Raw genomic sequence first — 13,817 nt, 5'->3', positions numbered from 1 at the left:
GATGCCCATTACTGGACACCCCCCGCACAGATCCCGGCGTGCGCGATTCGCGCACCGGGCTCCTGCCTCGGGTGTTTGGCGTCAAACCGCACCACCGGCCAGGGGTGAAGGACGCGAGCTCGGGGTATCCACTGCTTGGCAAGCCGGTGCATCTTTGCCCACGTGGTGTCGTCTTTCTGGCTGCGGCGCCGGAGCGCTCGCCTCCACGGGTCGATCACGTGTGCACGGAAGGCCTGCATTGCAGAGAAGTTGGTCGGCACCGCGTGGTAGTTGAAGTACCCTTGAACCACGCGGCGTAACCAGTCCCCTTGCTCGGGAATCGACTGATGCCATCTGTGCCGCAACTCCTCTTTGATCCCCTTCAGCGCAGCCCGGAGTCGGTCGCTCCGCGTCTTGCGCATGAGCATGAACCTGCCGTCTCTGGCGCGGCCACTGATGTGGGTGAATCCAAGGAAGTTGAACGTCTCGGGTTTGCCCAGCCCGCGCGCCACCCGGTTCCGGGCCGCAAAGCGCCCGAACTCGATCAGCCGGGTTTTCTCCGGGTGCACCGACAGCCCAAACTGCTCCAGCCGCTGTTGCATGGCCCGCCTGAACCGCTTCGCATCGTGCGGCTTGTCGAAGCCAATCACGATGTCATCGGCGTATCGGACGATCACAACGTTTCCCTCGGCATGGCGCTTGCGCCACTGATTTGCCCAGAGGTCGAAGACGTAGTGCAGGTAGATGTTCGCCAGCAGCGGCGAGATGACTGACCCTTGCGGGGTCCCCTCGTCGCTTGGCTCGATCACCCCGTCTTCCATCGCTCCCGCCTTCAGCCATTTGCGGATCAGCCGGATCACGCGCTGGTCGCCTATGCGGTGTTCTACGAAACGGATCAGCCAGTCGTGGTTGACCGTATCGAAGAACCTGCTGATGTCGGCGTCCAGAATCCAACTCACGCTCGTGCGAGCGACTCCCGTCGCGAGTGCATCCAGCGCATCGTGCTGGCTGCGGCGCGGGCGGAAGCCGTATGAGAAACCTAGGAAATCCGTCTCATAGATCGCATTGAGAACTGCCACCAGTGCGCGCTGAACGATCTTGTCTTCCAGTGCGGCAATGCCCAACGGTCGTTGCTTTCCATCCGCCTTCGGTATGTACCGCCTGCGGCTGGGTAGCGCCCGGTAGGCCTGTCGGTGAAGTCGGCTATGCAGGTCTTCGAGGTTTCGCTCCAGGTTTTGCTCATAGTCGTGCCACGTCACTCCATCAACCCCGGCCGCCGCCTTCCGTTTCAGCCAGAAGAACGCCGTTTCCAGCAGGTCGATGTCGATCAGGTGGAACAACGCCGTGAACTTCTCCTTCTTCCTTTGCCTTGCGGCTTGACGCACACGTTCCAGCCTCTGGGACACGCTTATCCGGCTCTGAGTCCGGCGCGTGCGCGACCAGTCCGTGTTCCCCTTGGCCCCACCCCTTCGCTCCGCCGACTCCGCCCCCGGTTCCCCAGGGTTGTTCGCCAGCTTCGTCGCTACTATGGGCGAGTCCGACTTCTCCCATTCGTTCATCATCGGCGTCGGCTCCTCGCCTTCCCGATGCGGGCCGCTCGACTTGATTGCTGTCGGCGGTCAAATGGGAGATCTCCCGGTTCCCGCGTAGGGATCGTACTGACATGCCAGGGTCTCAGACCACGCCGAGCCCGCCAGACGCTCGCGATAACGCGCCGGGCGGTGTTGCCTTCCGAATACAGTAGCGCGTCGGCGCTCGGGAATGACATATCCATTTCGTGGCTCAATGGTTGGCCTATCAGCACCCCTGTCAACGCTTCGCAGCCCACCTCGCGGTTTACCACGCATGACTCGGGGACATTGTGAGTCGCTAACTCTTGCAACGTCGGGGACTTCCACCCCTTGATCTCTACCGGTCTCCCGGCGCACACTGTGCAAATAAACAGTATTTTGCGCCATGCTTGTCGACGTGTTCAGGCTTCGCCGCGCCGGCGAAAAACTCTCCGAGGCGGACTTTCTTGTCAGCCCGCCCGTGCGCGGGTACCTGTGCAGCTGGTCCTACGCCGGCGGCTATCGCGCCGGTACGCCCCTACGCGTGCAGGCAGTGACGCTCACGGCGTGTGGACGGGCTTCGGGCGCAGCACTGTTACCCCCACTGCACAACTTCCGTGTGGTTCGGTTCAACGGCGGCGGGCTGATTCTTGCCGGCGACGAAGAAGTGGAGGTCCGCCGGCGGCATAGCGAAGTCTACCGTCAGGCGTGGTTTTGCAGACCGGCCTCCCAGCGTGAATCCGGATGATCGAGGGTCCTGATTCCCGCTTTGCGGCACAGGTGGGCGCTGGCACCCGTGGAGCGGTAGCCCTATTTCAACGATGCATTATTTAGCTACGGGAAGGAGAGTGCATGGATCTGCTGTTTGCCGCTGTTGCGGCCGTGAAGGAAACGGTACCAGCGGTCGTGTCGCGTCGCCGCACGGCCGGAGTATTGACTTGGGCGCTGCTGCATCAGATCGAGTCGGAAGTCCTCGCAGAGGTCGCGGCGAGCGGAACACATAGTCCCAGGATGCTGGGTATGTTGCGTGCGCCAGCAGTACTGGGCTATCCGAAAGACGATCGGCCCGTGTCGTTTGACGGGCATGAATTCGTACCGCCGGCTCTCGGCGCAATTGTTGATGCCTGGCGACGCGTCAACTGACACCGCGGTGTACCGCTTCACGCGCACGGGTGCGGCCGCCGCAGCCTGCCAGGTGAGAATCGCGAGTAGAATCCCGAGCGTCTTCCCTATGAGGTATGAGAGCCGGACCCCAGCCGGCTCTGGGGTAGCTCCGGGGAGCGACTCCGTTCTATGATAGGAACCGGTTCAGGGCGGCGCAGGCTGTGCGCCGTTTTTCCTACATCGGTGAATAGCGGCGTCGTGCGGATCGCCACCATGAGAGGACAGGCCGCCGACAAGAAGTCCGCTAAAAGTGACGACTATGGCTTCGGTTCTGACTTTTCCCTACAAGGGCTATCGGGTTTTGTGCACGGCTACGCCGACAACGCATGGCGGGTTTCGCGGGGCCGCGAAAATCCTGTGGCCCGCCCCGGGTTTATTCCAGGAGCAGCAGATAGGCCACGCGGGCGATACGATCCGACAGAAGGAGCAGGTGGCGCTTGAGTCGGCGGCGTCGCTCGCGCGCGACTGGATCGACCAACATCAGGAAGCGCTTTGGTAAATCACCATCGCACTCGGCCCGGCGTGTCCTCGAACCATTACGCCGGCAGGCAAAAGCAGTGTCGGCGTGACATAGCGTGCGACTGAGGCTCAACTCAGGCTCGACTGAGGCGCGACGGCCAGCCAGAACAACGGAGCGCCGGTATGAGTGAGCCAGTGAGACATTCGGAGGATCGATGATGGAACGCTCGAGTTTGGGCGGAAAGGCTCGGGCGAAGGCGCTTCGCCCGCAACAGCGCGCACAGATCTCCCGTGCGGGGGGCCTAGCGCGAATGGCGGGCATGTCGCCAGCAGAGCGCAGCGCCCTGGCTCGCCTGGCAGCCGAAAGACGGTGGGCGAAGCGGCGCCAGCAGGGCTAGCTGTACCGGAAGCGCCCGGGCCGGCGGCAAACTGCCCAGCCCCGCATGCTTGATGAAGCCAGGCACGAAAAAGGACAACGGCGAGCCAACGTCGCGGTCACGTCGACTCGTTCGGCACGCGCTTGCCCGGTGCTGCGAGCCAGATATGGCAACGCCCCCGTTACTATGTTCGCACCTCGATAATCGAGGTTTTGGCCAGCCAGGCCCGGCATGATTCCCGCCCCCAGTCGTAACCATGATCCGGGGGGTGTTGTCACCGGGTCTGGTGGGTGGCTGGTGATCGCTGATAGGGGTTTGGCACGGATATTCCGACGCCGTCCGTAACGTGGATGCCGAGACTTGCCACCAGGGTTCTTGCAGGCCAATTCACTTTTTGTGCCAACTGCAATGCATAACTTTCCACTTCATGACGCCGTCGATGTCTTCATCGGCGTCGACGTCGGCAAAGGCCACCACCATGCCGTCGCTCTCGATCGCAACGGCCGTCGCCTCTACAACAAGGCCCTGCCTAACGATGAGACCCAACTGCGCGCCCTCATCGATGAGTTGAAAGCCCACGGCCAGCTCCTGTTCGTCGTCGATCAGCCGGCTACCATCGGCGCACTGCCGCTGGCCGTAGCCCGCGACGCCGGTACGCTAGTCGCCTACTTGCCAGGTCTGGCTATGCGTCGCATCGCCGACCTGCACGCAGGCGAAGCCAAGACCGACGCGCGCGACGCCGCCGTCATCGCAGATGCCGCACGCACCATGCCGCATACGCTGCGCTCATTGCGTCTGGCCGATGAGCCGCTCGCCGAGCTCACTATGCTGTGTGGCTTCGACGACGACCTGGCCGCCCAAGCCAACCAAACCAGCAACCGCATTCGCGGCCTGCTCACGCAGATTCATCCCGCGCTTGAGCGCGTGCTCGGACCTCGCCTGGATCATCCCGCCGTGCTCGATCTGCTTGAGCGCTACCCCTCACCCGCAGCACTGGCGGCCGCGGGCCAAAAAACGCTGGCGAATCGCCTGATCAAGCTCGCACCACGCATTGGCAAGAGCTTGGCCGCCGACATCGCGCAGGCGCTTACCGAACAAACCGTAGTCGTGCCGGGTACTCATGCCGCCACGCTGGTCATGCCGCGTCTGGCCCAGCAACTGGCCGCCCTACGCAAGCAACGCGACGAGATCGCCGCCGAGGTCGAGCGCCTGGTGCAAAGCAACCCTCTTTGGCCGGTCCTGAGCAGCATGCCCGGAGTCGGGCTCAGGACCGCAGCGCGACTCCTGACCGAGGTGGCGCACAAGGCCTTTGCCTCGGCCGCCCACCTGGCGGCCTATGCCGGCCTAGCGCCGGTGACCCGGCGCTCTGGCGCCTCGATTCGCGGCGAACACCCCTCTCGACGTGGCAATAAGGTACTCAAACGCGCCCTGTTTCTCTCGGCCTTTGCGGCTTTGCGAGACCCGATCTCAAGGGCTTACTACAGTCGAAAAATCCAGCAGGGCAAGCGCCACAACCAGGCACTTATCGCGCTGGCTCGCCGGCGCTGCGACGTCCTTTTTGCCATGCTACGCGACGGCACTTTTTATCAACCCAAAACGGACCCCAGTGCTTGACGAACTACATAGGGGCACCCCTGGCGCGTCATCGGTCTTTAATTCTGGTGCCCATCGACCCACATTCTGGCCAGAGAAGAGGCCCCCTCAATCGCCGACGAGGCCTCTCGGTACACGCCCCCATGCACCGTGATTGCCAGATCTTCGTGCGAAACACTGGGGATGAGAGACGATATCCGCGCCGTGGCGCGAAAACCACCCCCGGGGTCCGGAAGTGCCGTACACAAAACCCGAAAGCCCTGGTAGGCGAAAGCGAAAACGGCAGCCATTTGTAAATGCTCCTCTTCCCTCGGCGAACGCGCCCCGACGAGCGGCATCATGTCTTCCGGCTGCAATTCACATGCCAACCATCGCACGGATGCGTGTTGCGCGTCGCGCGGCAGCGGGTTACGCCGAAGACTCGAAGTTTTTCGGCGTGTCATCCAAGGCGCTGCGCAAGCGACGTGTTGTACCGTTGGGGAGGTCGCTTGAAACAGATGTGGACGCCACGGTCGGTTGTTACGGTTCTCGCGAACGGCGATCAACGCGAGTGCTCCGTAATGGCGCTCGACGAAGTTCCGGACGTGTCGCTACGGCGGCACGGTTGAAGGTCGGACCATCAATGCGCGCTGAACGCGGCGCCCTTTCGCCAGGACGGCTTCCCTCACGGGGAAGTAGGCCGATGTGCGCCCTCTAAGTGAGCGTTCGAGACGTCGGCTCGGTGCCGATAACGCCTGAGTGGGCGAGATTCATCGAAACCCGAGACGCTGGCCTCGACGACACGCCATCCAGCTCCGAGCTTCTGACAGCGCCCTTGCAGCTCAAACATCCCTTTCGGCATCGGTTGTGCGCCGACCTGAATGGATCGTCGCATCTCGGCTCGAGACACGTCCTTATCGTCCCTCACTCTGTTCGGCTGATCTGACGCCTACGGCCCGGATGCTTCCCTCCGGGCCTGCGCGCGTCGCTTGCACACGGTCGGCATACAGCACAGCCCTTTACCGTTAAGCCGTCTTTCCTGACTTCATCCCCTTGTCCGCGACTGTAGCGCACAGCCCGACGCCCTCAAGGCGCGCAGGGCCGTGTCCTCGGCTGCGCCTGCGGGCCGCACCCACCCTGCGCTTGGTTCCTTGACGGCCCCGGGCCGCGCACTCCTGACCGTCGCGGGCGATGAACTCAGCAACTGTGATTTGAGTCAAGCATTGTGAAGCGTCATGTCGAATGGTTTTCCGGCCATGCGCACCATGCAGGGGATCGACAACGATATTTGCCTCAATCGTGCCTTGTGCGTGCTGCCCGATGGGCTGCGCCGGTTGAAGGCCTGATCGAAAACCGGATTCGCTGTCTTCTTGCGCTGTCTTCTTCAGGTGGCAGGGGCACCGCTTCTCTCGGTGCTGCCCTCGAAACCTCGAAACAGCTAGGAGATATCACCATGAACGCGATTCCCCAGACTCAACACGACGCCGCCGCACCGCTCGAAGCGGCCGATCCAACCCAGCACCTGATGCGGGTTCCGCTGCCCGAGTTAACGACATTAGTGAACAATACGAAGCCGTCGCAGGCGATCGCCGCTTGAGCGCCTTAAAACTGCTGGCGAAAAAAAAGCGCGTCCCCGTCGATCACGATGTGCCGTGCCTGCTCGTCGCCGATGCGTCCGTGAGTCTTGCCGAAAACGTACAACGCGCGTCGATGCCCCCGGCCGATCAATTCCTCGCCTTTCCCCTGAGCACTGGCGCGGGGACGACGTTTCGCGCCGAATCGGGAATGGGCGCGTGCTGCCATGCCGATAGCCTTGTGGTGACAGAACGCGCTTCTACTCGACGGCGCGCAATGCGCGCATACCCATCGACCGCCCTGCCAGCATCCGCCTACAGGAATGTCAGCCGATGCCCTCTAGCCAGTCTTTTTCCCGGTCCATAAAGTCTCTCCGACGCATGAGATTTACCTCTCGCTCAACCTTACGACTCCATAAGCTTCTAAACGAGGGGGTTGCCGTGAATCCATCGACCAAGCCCGCGCGTCATATTCTTGCGGCGCTGCGCACGCACCTGCAACAGCACGACCGGCCTGGCCGCACCTACGAAACATTACAAACGCTCATTGACGAAGGCTTTGACACGGTGCCCTATCCCGGCACGGGCGAGACGCGCGCGCGATGGCAGATGCTCGCTGAGGTCGCCACCTTTGACCTTTGCCTCGCCAAGCTTTACGAGAGCCACATCGACGCACTTGCTATTCTGCATGAACTGGAAGGCCCGCCCGGCCCGCTGGAGGCCGGTATGCGCGCCGTGTGGTGTTCGGAGTCGGCCCAGGCGCGCGTCACGCTCACGCCGCGCGGCGGCAACGATCGCGAAGTCATCCTGCGCGGCACCAAAGCGTGGTGCTCGGGAGCTCGCCATGTGCGCTCGGCGCTTGTGAGTGCGTGGGACGCAGACACGCCGTGTCTCGTGGAGGTCGAGCTGGCGCAGGCGGAAATTGACGTGTGCCCCGCTGACTGGCACGCCGTAGGCATGGCGGACACACATAGCTTCACGGTGAGCTTTCGTGGGGCGCGCGCCCGGCGCGTCGGTGCGCCGGGCGCCTATCTCTCGCGCGCCGGCTTCCACCATGGCGCGGCGGGCGTCGCGGCGTGCTGGTACGGGGCGGCGACCGGCATTGCCGAAGTCGTGCGCGAAACATTGCTCCACAGCCCCGGGGATCCGCACGCACTGGCGCACCTCGGCGCCATCGACGTCGCGCTGGCACAAGCGGCGAGCGTGCTGCGCGCCACAGCGGAGGCCATCGATGCGCACCCGGCGCGGCCGTGTCGGGAGGCAGTGCGTCGCGCGAGACTGGCGGTCGAGGCGGTGGTGGAGAAGATTCTCTGGCATGCGCCGCGCGCAGTGGGCCCGAGCCCGATGTGCCGTAACGCCCGTTTCGCCCGCCTGCTCGCGGACCTTCCCGTTTTCATTCGCCAGAGCCACGCGGAGCGCGATCTTGCCGCGCACGGCCGTGCCCTCCTCGAGCGTGACGGAGACGGCCTATGGACGCTCTAAGCGCACGCCTGATTGCCGGAGAAGGCACGGCCGAAGCGACATGGCAGCGGTGGTTCACCGCGCATCCGTTGCCGAAGGTCACGGCACGCGAGCTGCTCGCGCGAAACGCGCGGTTGCACGTCGTGGCGCCGCACCCCGACGATGAGATTCTGGGGTGTGGAGGCACGCTGCGACAACTGGCACGGGCCGGCGTGGAGATCCATATCTGGGCCGTCACCGACGGTGAAGCCAGTCATCCGGGATCGTCACATTGGACACCCGCGCGCTTAGCCGAAGCACGGGTGAGTGAAAGCCTATGGGCGCAACAGCGCTTATCGCTGCAGTGCCGGCGCCATCGGCTAGGCGTGCCGGACGGCCATGTCGTGCGGCATGAATCGCGGCTCTTCGACCTGTTGTGCCCGGCGCTCTCGCGCGGCGACACCGTCATGGCACCGTGGCAGCTCGACGGACATCCCGATCACGAAGCCGTTGCGCGCGCCTGCCGTCGCGCGGCGCAAGCGAGGGGCGCGCGTGGGATCGAGGTGCCGATTTGGGGTTGGCACTGGGCCGATCCGAGCGGCAATGAGCTGCCCTTTGAGCGTGCCGTGCGCGTGCACCTGTCATGCAGCGATCGGGCGGCGAAGATGCACGCCATTGGCGCGTTCCGAAGCCAGCTCAGCCCCGATCCGAGCACTGGCGCGCCTCCTGTGTTGCCGGCGTACGCGCTTGCGCGATGGCAACGTTCTTTCGAAGTGTTCCTCCTATGACGGACTTCGACGCGATTTACCGCGCAAGCAAGGATCCATGGTCGGTCCACACGGCGTGGTACGAACAGCGCAAGCGCGACCTTGTACTCGCGTCGCTCGCGCAGCCGCGCTACACGGCCGCGCTTGAGCTGGGCTGCGGCATCGGACAGATCACCGCACCGTTGGCCTCGCGTTGCCATGTGGTGCACGCCGTGGACATGTCGCCGACGGCCATTCGCCGCTGCCGAAAGCGGCTGCACGCGCAAGGCATTGCCAATGTGGCGCTGCAAGTGATGACCGTGCCCCAGGCGTGGCCACTGCACCCGGGCGAATCGGTAGATCTGGTGATCGTCTCGGAGCTTGCTTACTATCTCCCGCCCGAGCCTTTTGAGCAGCTGCTGCAACAGTGCTTCCATTCGCTCAGTGCGGGCGGCCAGTGGGTGATGTGCCACTACACGCCCGACTTCGACGACCGACAGCAAGCAACGCTTGCGCTGCATGAGGCCGTGCACCGTCTCGACGGACTGGTGCGATGCGTAGCCCATGAAGACCGCCAGTTCCGTCTGGACGTCTGGCACAAGACGAAGGAGCCGCGTTCATGATTGGTGTTTGCATTCCGGCGCACAACGAGGAGGATCACATTGATCGCTGTCTCGCAACGGTGTTGCGCGCAGCGCGACACGCGGGTCTCGCCGGCGAGCCCGTCAGGGTGGTTGTCGTGCTCGACGCGTGCACGGATGCGACCGCCGAGCACGTGAAGGCGTGGCCGGTGACGGCGCTGTCGGTGAATGTACGCAACGTCGGCCAGGCACGCGCGAGTGGCGCGCGCCATTTGATTGGCGCAGGCGCGCGCTGGCTGGCGTTTACTGATGCCGATACGATCGTTTCGCCCGCGTGGCTCGTCGATCAGCTCTCGCTGGGTGCGCAAGTGGTCTGCGGAACGGTGGGCGTGCATGCACTGGCACGAGCATGGCGTGCACGCGCCGCATGCGCGCGCCGCTTTTCTCGCAAAATATCAGGATCGCGACGGCCACCGTCACGTGCATGGCGCGAACCTCGGCATCGAGGCATCAGTGTACGAGCGCCTGGGCGGGTTTGATCCCTTGGTCTGCAGCGAGGACCGGGTGTTGGTGGAAAAGTCCGAGAAGGCCGGGGTAAGCATCGCGTGGAGCGCGCTGCCGCGCGTGACCACATCGGCGCGCCCCTTCTCGCGCGTGACGGCGGGCTTCGCCGACACGCTGCGCCAAGCGTGGGAGGAGCTTGAATAGCCGCCGGCCAGGAATGGCCGTTAAAAACGGTTTTGTCGCGATAACGAGTTATCGCGACAAAACTGGGCCCGCCATCAACTAAACGACCGAACAATACGAGCGACACACCGCTCTCACCGCTCGCGCATGCGCCCCCCAATGGTGGCCGAAAAGCTTGCCACAAACGCACCGCTTAGCAGCGCCACAAATGCCCAGATCGAGAAAAGCGCCAAGCCTTTTCGCGCCTCGTCGGCAGCGTCCTTTGCCTTTTGCTCCGCCTGCGCAACTGCCTGACTGAACTGTGTCTGGATTTGCGTGAGCCGTTGCTGCGCGCTGGCCTCATCGACGCCAGCGTACTGGGCGATGAGCTTGACCAGATAAGCGCGATCGGCGTCCGACACCTGCCCGTTAATCATACTGCGCGCCAATATCCTCGACACCTCCGGTCGCGCATCGCGCTGAGCCGGTGCGGCGGCGGGATCGGTCGGCCGCAGTAGCACATCAGTGAAATAGTCGAGCAGCCCGCCTCGGTTCCCTACCTGTACGCCTTGAGAGACGACAGTTGCTGCCGAGCTGGTGAGCGAGGCCGCCGCCCGGGTGCCACCCGAAACCAAAGAAGTTGTCGTCGCACCGATGAGCACCAGACCGATGATCACGCTCACGGCCCACATCAAAAAGCCATGCGCGGTATCGCGAAAATAGACTTCATCGGGGAGCGCATCGCTCCATTTGGTTCGCAGCCGGCCGGTGATAAACCCGCCAACGCCGTACGCGATGATCTGACTGACCAGCAACCACACGATCGATCCTACTGCGAGCGCCTTGACTGGCGGCGCCGCGTTGCTCCATGGAGACATCGACAAAAAGCCCAGTCCGGTGCCGCCAGTGAGCAGCATGGCGGAGACGGCCGCTGCGATGACTGCCCCCGCAAAGACGGCACCCCATGAGACGGCGGAGCCGGTCGACTCAGCACGGGCAGGAGGGATAGGATTTTTGGCAACCAATTGCACATCCTGCATAACGGTTCCTTGTCGAGATTGACACCGGTTGTGGGCAAGCATCAATGGGCAAACAACGCGATCAAAATGACGATGGGGATCGGCACACCCAGCAACAGTAAGAGAATGGATCGCACGGCACCTCCTTGTTGACAACCCGTTACCCTAGCGAGCGCAAGGGCGCAAAAATGCTGACGCCCCTAGTCATTTTCAGAATAGACCGCCGGATTGGGGGGACGGGACTATTAGAGTCACTCTCGCCATACCTCGCCGAGGGCTGGCACCGGTAGATAGTAACTAGCGGAAAAGAGCCGCGGAGAGAGCACATCTTTCTCCCCGCAGGCGCGTCCATTCGCTCCGGCTTACCAGAGCTTGTGCTGCTCGTTCCACGTGTCGACTTCGCGTTCGACGTCGGCCTTCGACTTGGCCTCGCCGTAACGCTCCTGGAGCACCCCGACGAACTTGTCACGATTACCTTCCACCTTTAGCAGGTCGTCGTCGGTCAGATTTCCCCACTGCTTCTTCGCTTCGCCTTTGAGCTGGTTCCACTTGCCTTTGATCGTATCTGAGTTCATGACGCCTCCTTAGCATTGGGTTGAATTCAGGCGCTTCTGCGGACATTTCTGCGAGTTGGCACACGCAGTACCCTGCACGCTCTGCCACCATAATTCGCACCCGCCACGGCTGTGGCAGTGATCCCAGCATAGGATGTCCGAAGTGTTTCCGCTGTCAGGTGCAGCGACGGCGCCGCATAAGCGGAATCCGGTAGTGCTGTAGGCGCATTCGGACGAATGGGCGCGTGGAAGGAGAAGAGGGAGACGAGAGATAGGAACACGGAGCGTCTTTGGTGTCACTGGCCGCGAAAAAAACAGCGCGACACGCCAGCGGTGGAACGGCCGGCAACCACGTCGGCGCAATCGCCAACATGCGGGCCAGATACTGTCAGGTTGTTCGGTCGACAATGGGCCAAGGCGCGAGGGCAGGAGTTGGCTCCGGCCGTGCGCGCTTACGATGGCGGCATGTGTGCTTACATTGTCTTTTGGCAATGACGTGTATCAGCCGGTACTTGACCTGACGGACAATGTGCGAAGTGTTGCCGTCCGGTGTGGTGCTCGAGTTGTCCAATCCTGACGACCCCGGGCCGGTTTTGAACGGCGAGAAACAGTCTGCACGGAAAAGTGGTTAACGAGCCTGAGCGCAGAACTATCGGACACTGTCGGTCAGGTCAAATCCAGTCTCTTTCAAATGACGCGTTGAACGCGGTACGATAGCTCCACATCTGCACGGCTTCCCTCACGCTTCCCCCCAGCATCAGCTGACGACTATGTCGCGCGTACCTACCCACAAGGAGAAGTTCATGACCGATATCAAATCCGTACTGGCCGACGCCGAAGACCTCCTCAAGCAAGCCGCCAACACGAGTGGCGAGCGTGCTGCTGAGCTGAGCGCCAAGGCCCTGGCGCTGCTCGAACAAGCCAGGGAAAAAGCCTCGGACTTGCAAGTCATGGTCGTCGAAAAGAGCAGGCAAGCCGCGCGTGCGACCGATGACTATGTGCATGACCATCCGTGGCAGGCCGCGGCCGTTGGCACCGGGATCGGTGTGGTGATCGGCCTGTTGCTCAACCGCAAATAAGCCGCGCCGACGTAAGTCATTTCCTCGCCTACTCTGCCCACGGCGGAGCCTGCCTGCCCAGCCATACGGGTCGGGCGGACCGCCCACCTCAGCCCATGTCCGACAACGATCGCACGTCCCGCCGCCCTCGCTGCGGCACCTCGCCGGTGCGTTGCTCGAGATTTTTCAGTCGCGCCTCGAGCTCATCGGCATCGAACTGTCCGAAGAGAAAGAACGCCTGGTGGGCGTCGCCTTCCTCGGCCTTGCCGCGATGCTCTTCGGTGTCCTCGCACTCATGTCACTCACCGCGCTGATGATCGTGGTTTTCTGGGACACGTATCGCCTGCCGGCCGTCACCGGCATTGTTATCGTGTATTTTCTGCTCGCGGGCTGGTGCGCCACCCGTGCCCGCGATATTTTGCGTGAGGCCCCGTTGCCATTCGGAGCCACACTGACCGAATTCAAAAAGGACCGCAACGCGCTGCGTGCGGATTGAAGGAGAACCGATCGTGCCACCGCAACAGCGTCCTTCGCGCCGGACTTCGTCGCCACGACACCTGCGCCCTTCGCTTCTCACGCGTCATGACCTCCTCGCCATGCGCAAGGAAATCGTGCTCACGCGCATCGCTGTCGAGCGCGCCGAACTGATTCAGGCCACGCACGTCGCGCGCGAGCGGCTGCGCAACCTTGGCTGGGTTCGTTATCTGCTCCCTGGCGGTTTCGCCAGGCTTTCGAGCTTGAACAACCTCGCAAACATTGCTAACGCCGACCTCACGCTCGCCGGTTTGCTGCAGCGCTACCCACTCAATTCGGTGGCTTCGCTGGCCCTCAGCGGCTTGTCGCATACGCGGGTCGGACGCGTCGTCCGCCCCATTCTCCAGTGGGGCGGCCTGGGCGTGCTTGTGTGGCGAGGCATCCAGCGCTCACAGGACAAGACGAACCTGTCGCATCCGCAAACCGGTAGCGCGGCAAAGCTCGAAGCGTCGGCGACATCGTCCACGCGGGCCCCCGTGGCCCGCAATCATGGCGCACTGCCGTTGATGTAAGGCGCTGTTTGTGGCGATGCTCTTGGTCGAGG

General features: G+C 63.0%; 12 protein-coding genes and 3 pseudogenes. 12 read left to right on the top strand and 3 right to left on the bottom strand.

Translation table 11 applies throughout. The annotated features are described in order from the left end of the window. Nucleotides 1-8: 8 nt before the first annotated feature. A complete protein-coding gene (gene ltrA / locus UC34_RS24760) occupies nt 9-1,541 on the bottom strand; it encodes a group II intron reverse transcriptase/maturase (RefSeq protein WP_044458706.1) in 1,533 nt (510 codons plus the stop codon). A gap of 394 nt (nt 1,542-1,935) precedes the next feature. Here ltrA and UC34_RS25570 point away from each other — a divergent pair, with 394 nt between their 5' ends. From UC34_RS25570 to UC34_RS24715, 9 genes and pseudogenes are all read left to right on the top strand, one after another. Then, complete coding sequence (locus tag UC34_RS25570; RefSeq protein ID WP_157123391.1) at nt 1,936-2,277, top strand: hypothetical protein; 342 nt, start codon at nt 1,936-1,938, stop codon at nt 2,275-2,277. 104 nt (nt 2,278-2,381) lie between these two features. Next, entirely contained in the window at nt 2,382-2,672 is a 291-nt protein-coding gene (locus UC34_RS24755; protein ID WP_044458705.1) for a DUF2471 family protein, read from the top strand. 280 nt (nt 2,673-2,952) lie between these two features. Then, nucleotides 2,953-3,192, top strand: a complete 240-nt coding sequence (locus UC34_RS24750; protein ID WP_157123390.1) for a hypothetical protein — start codon at nt 2,953-2,955, stop codon at nt 3,190-3,192. A gap of 687 nt (nt 3,193-3,879) precedes the next feature. Next, nucleotides 3,880-5,143: pseudogene (locus UC34_RS24745) on the top strand (IS110 family RNA-guided transposase). 1,411 nt (nt 5,144-6,554) lie between these two features. After that, a pseudogene (locus UC34_RS25240) lies at nt 6,555-6,841 on the top strand (ParB/Srx family N-terminal domain-containing protein); the annotation flags it as partial. Nucleotides 6,842-7,116: 275 nt separating this feature from the next. Then, nucleotides 7,117-8,157 carry an acyl-CoA/acyl-ACP dehydrogenase gene (locus tag UC34_RS24730; RefSeq protein WP_052811327.1) on the top strand — a complete coding sequence of 347 codons (1,041 nt, stop codon included), beginning with the start codon at nt 7,117-7,119 and terminating at the stop codon, nt 8,155-8,157. After that, nucleotides 8,145-8,903 (top strand): PIG-L deacetylase family protein, encoded by a 759-nt coding sequence (locus UC34_RS24725; protein ID WP_044458701.1) that lies wholly within the window; start codon nt 8,145-8,147, stop codon nt 8,901-8,903. The genes UC34_RS24730 and UC34_RS24725 overlap by 13 nt, the downstream gene beginning before the upstream one ends. Further along, entirely contained in the window at nt 8,900-9,484 is a 585-nt protein-coding gene (locus tag UC34_RS24720) for a class I SAM-dependent methyltransferase (RefSeq protein WP_044458700.1), read from the top strand. Before UC34_RS24725 ends, UC34_RS24720 begins: the two co-directional genes overlap by 4 nt. Beyond that, a pseudogene (locus tag UC34_RS24715) lies at nt 9,481-10,150 on the top strand (glycosyltransferase family 2 protein). The gene UC34_RS24720 and the pseudogene UC34_RS24715 overlap by 4 nt, the downstream one beginning before the upstream one ends. Before the next feature lie 113 nt (nt 10,151-10,263). Here UC34_RS24715 and UC34_RS24710 read toward each other — a convergent pair. Beyond that, on the bottom strand, nt 10,264-11,148 hold the full coding sequence (locus UC34_RS24710; RefSeq protein WP_044458698.1) for a hypothetical protein: 885 nt from the start codon (nt 11,146-11,148) through the stop codon (nt 10,264-10,266). Nucleotides 11,149-11,489: 341 nt separating this feature from the next. Continuing rightward, nucleotides 11,490-11,702, bottom strand: coding sequence for a CsbD family protein (locus tag UC34_RS24705; protein ID WP_044458697.1), 213 nt, complete (start codon nt 11,700-11,702; stop codon nt 11,490-11,492). Nucleotides 11,703-12,451: 749 nt separating this feature from the next. Between UC34_RS24705 and UC34_RS24700 the strand changes: the two genes are divergently transcribed. The 3 genes from UC34_RS24700 to UC34_RS24690 all read left to right on the top strand — a co-directional run bounded on the left by UC34_RS24700 (nt 12,452) and on the right by UC34_RS24690 (nt 13,785). Next, on the top strand, nt 12,452-12,760 hold the full coding sequence (locus UC34_RS24700; RefSeq protein WP_044458696.1) for an ElaB/YgaM/YqjD family protein: 309 nt from the start codon (nt 12,452-12,454) through the stop codon (nt 12,758-12,760). A gap of 130 nt (nt 12,761-12,890) precedes the next feature. Then, the gene (locus tag UC34_RS24695) at nt 12,891-13,235 is read left to right on the top strand and encodes a phage holin family protein (RefSeq protein ID WP_044458695.1); all 345 of its coding nucleotides are present in this window, start codon (nt 12,891-12,893) and stop codon (nt 13,233-13,235) included. Between the two features lie 100 nt (nt 13,236-13,335). Then, entirely contained in the window at nt 13,336-13,785 is a 450-nt protein-coding gene (locus UC34_RS24690) for a DUF3318 domain-containing protein (RefSeq protein WP_044458694.1), read from the top strand. Nucleotides 13,786-13,817: the final 32 nt, after the last annotated feature.

It is taken from the genome of Pandoraea vervacti (assembly GCF_000934605.2).
Classification (GTDB): domain Bacteria; phylum Pseudomonadota; class Gammaproteobacteria; order Burkholderiales; family Burkholderiaceae; genus Pandoraea; species Pandoraea vervacti.
The sequence above is the reverse complement of the archived record's forward strand: the minus strand, read 5'-3'. Positions and strand labels throughout refer to the sequence as shown.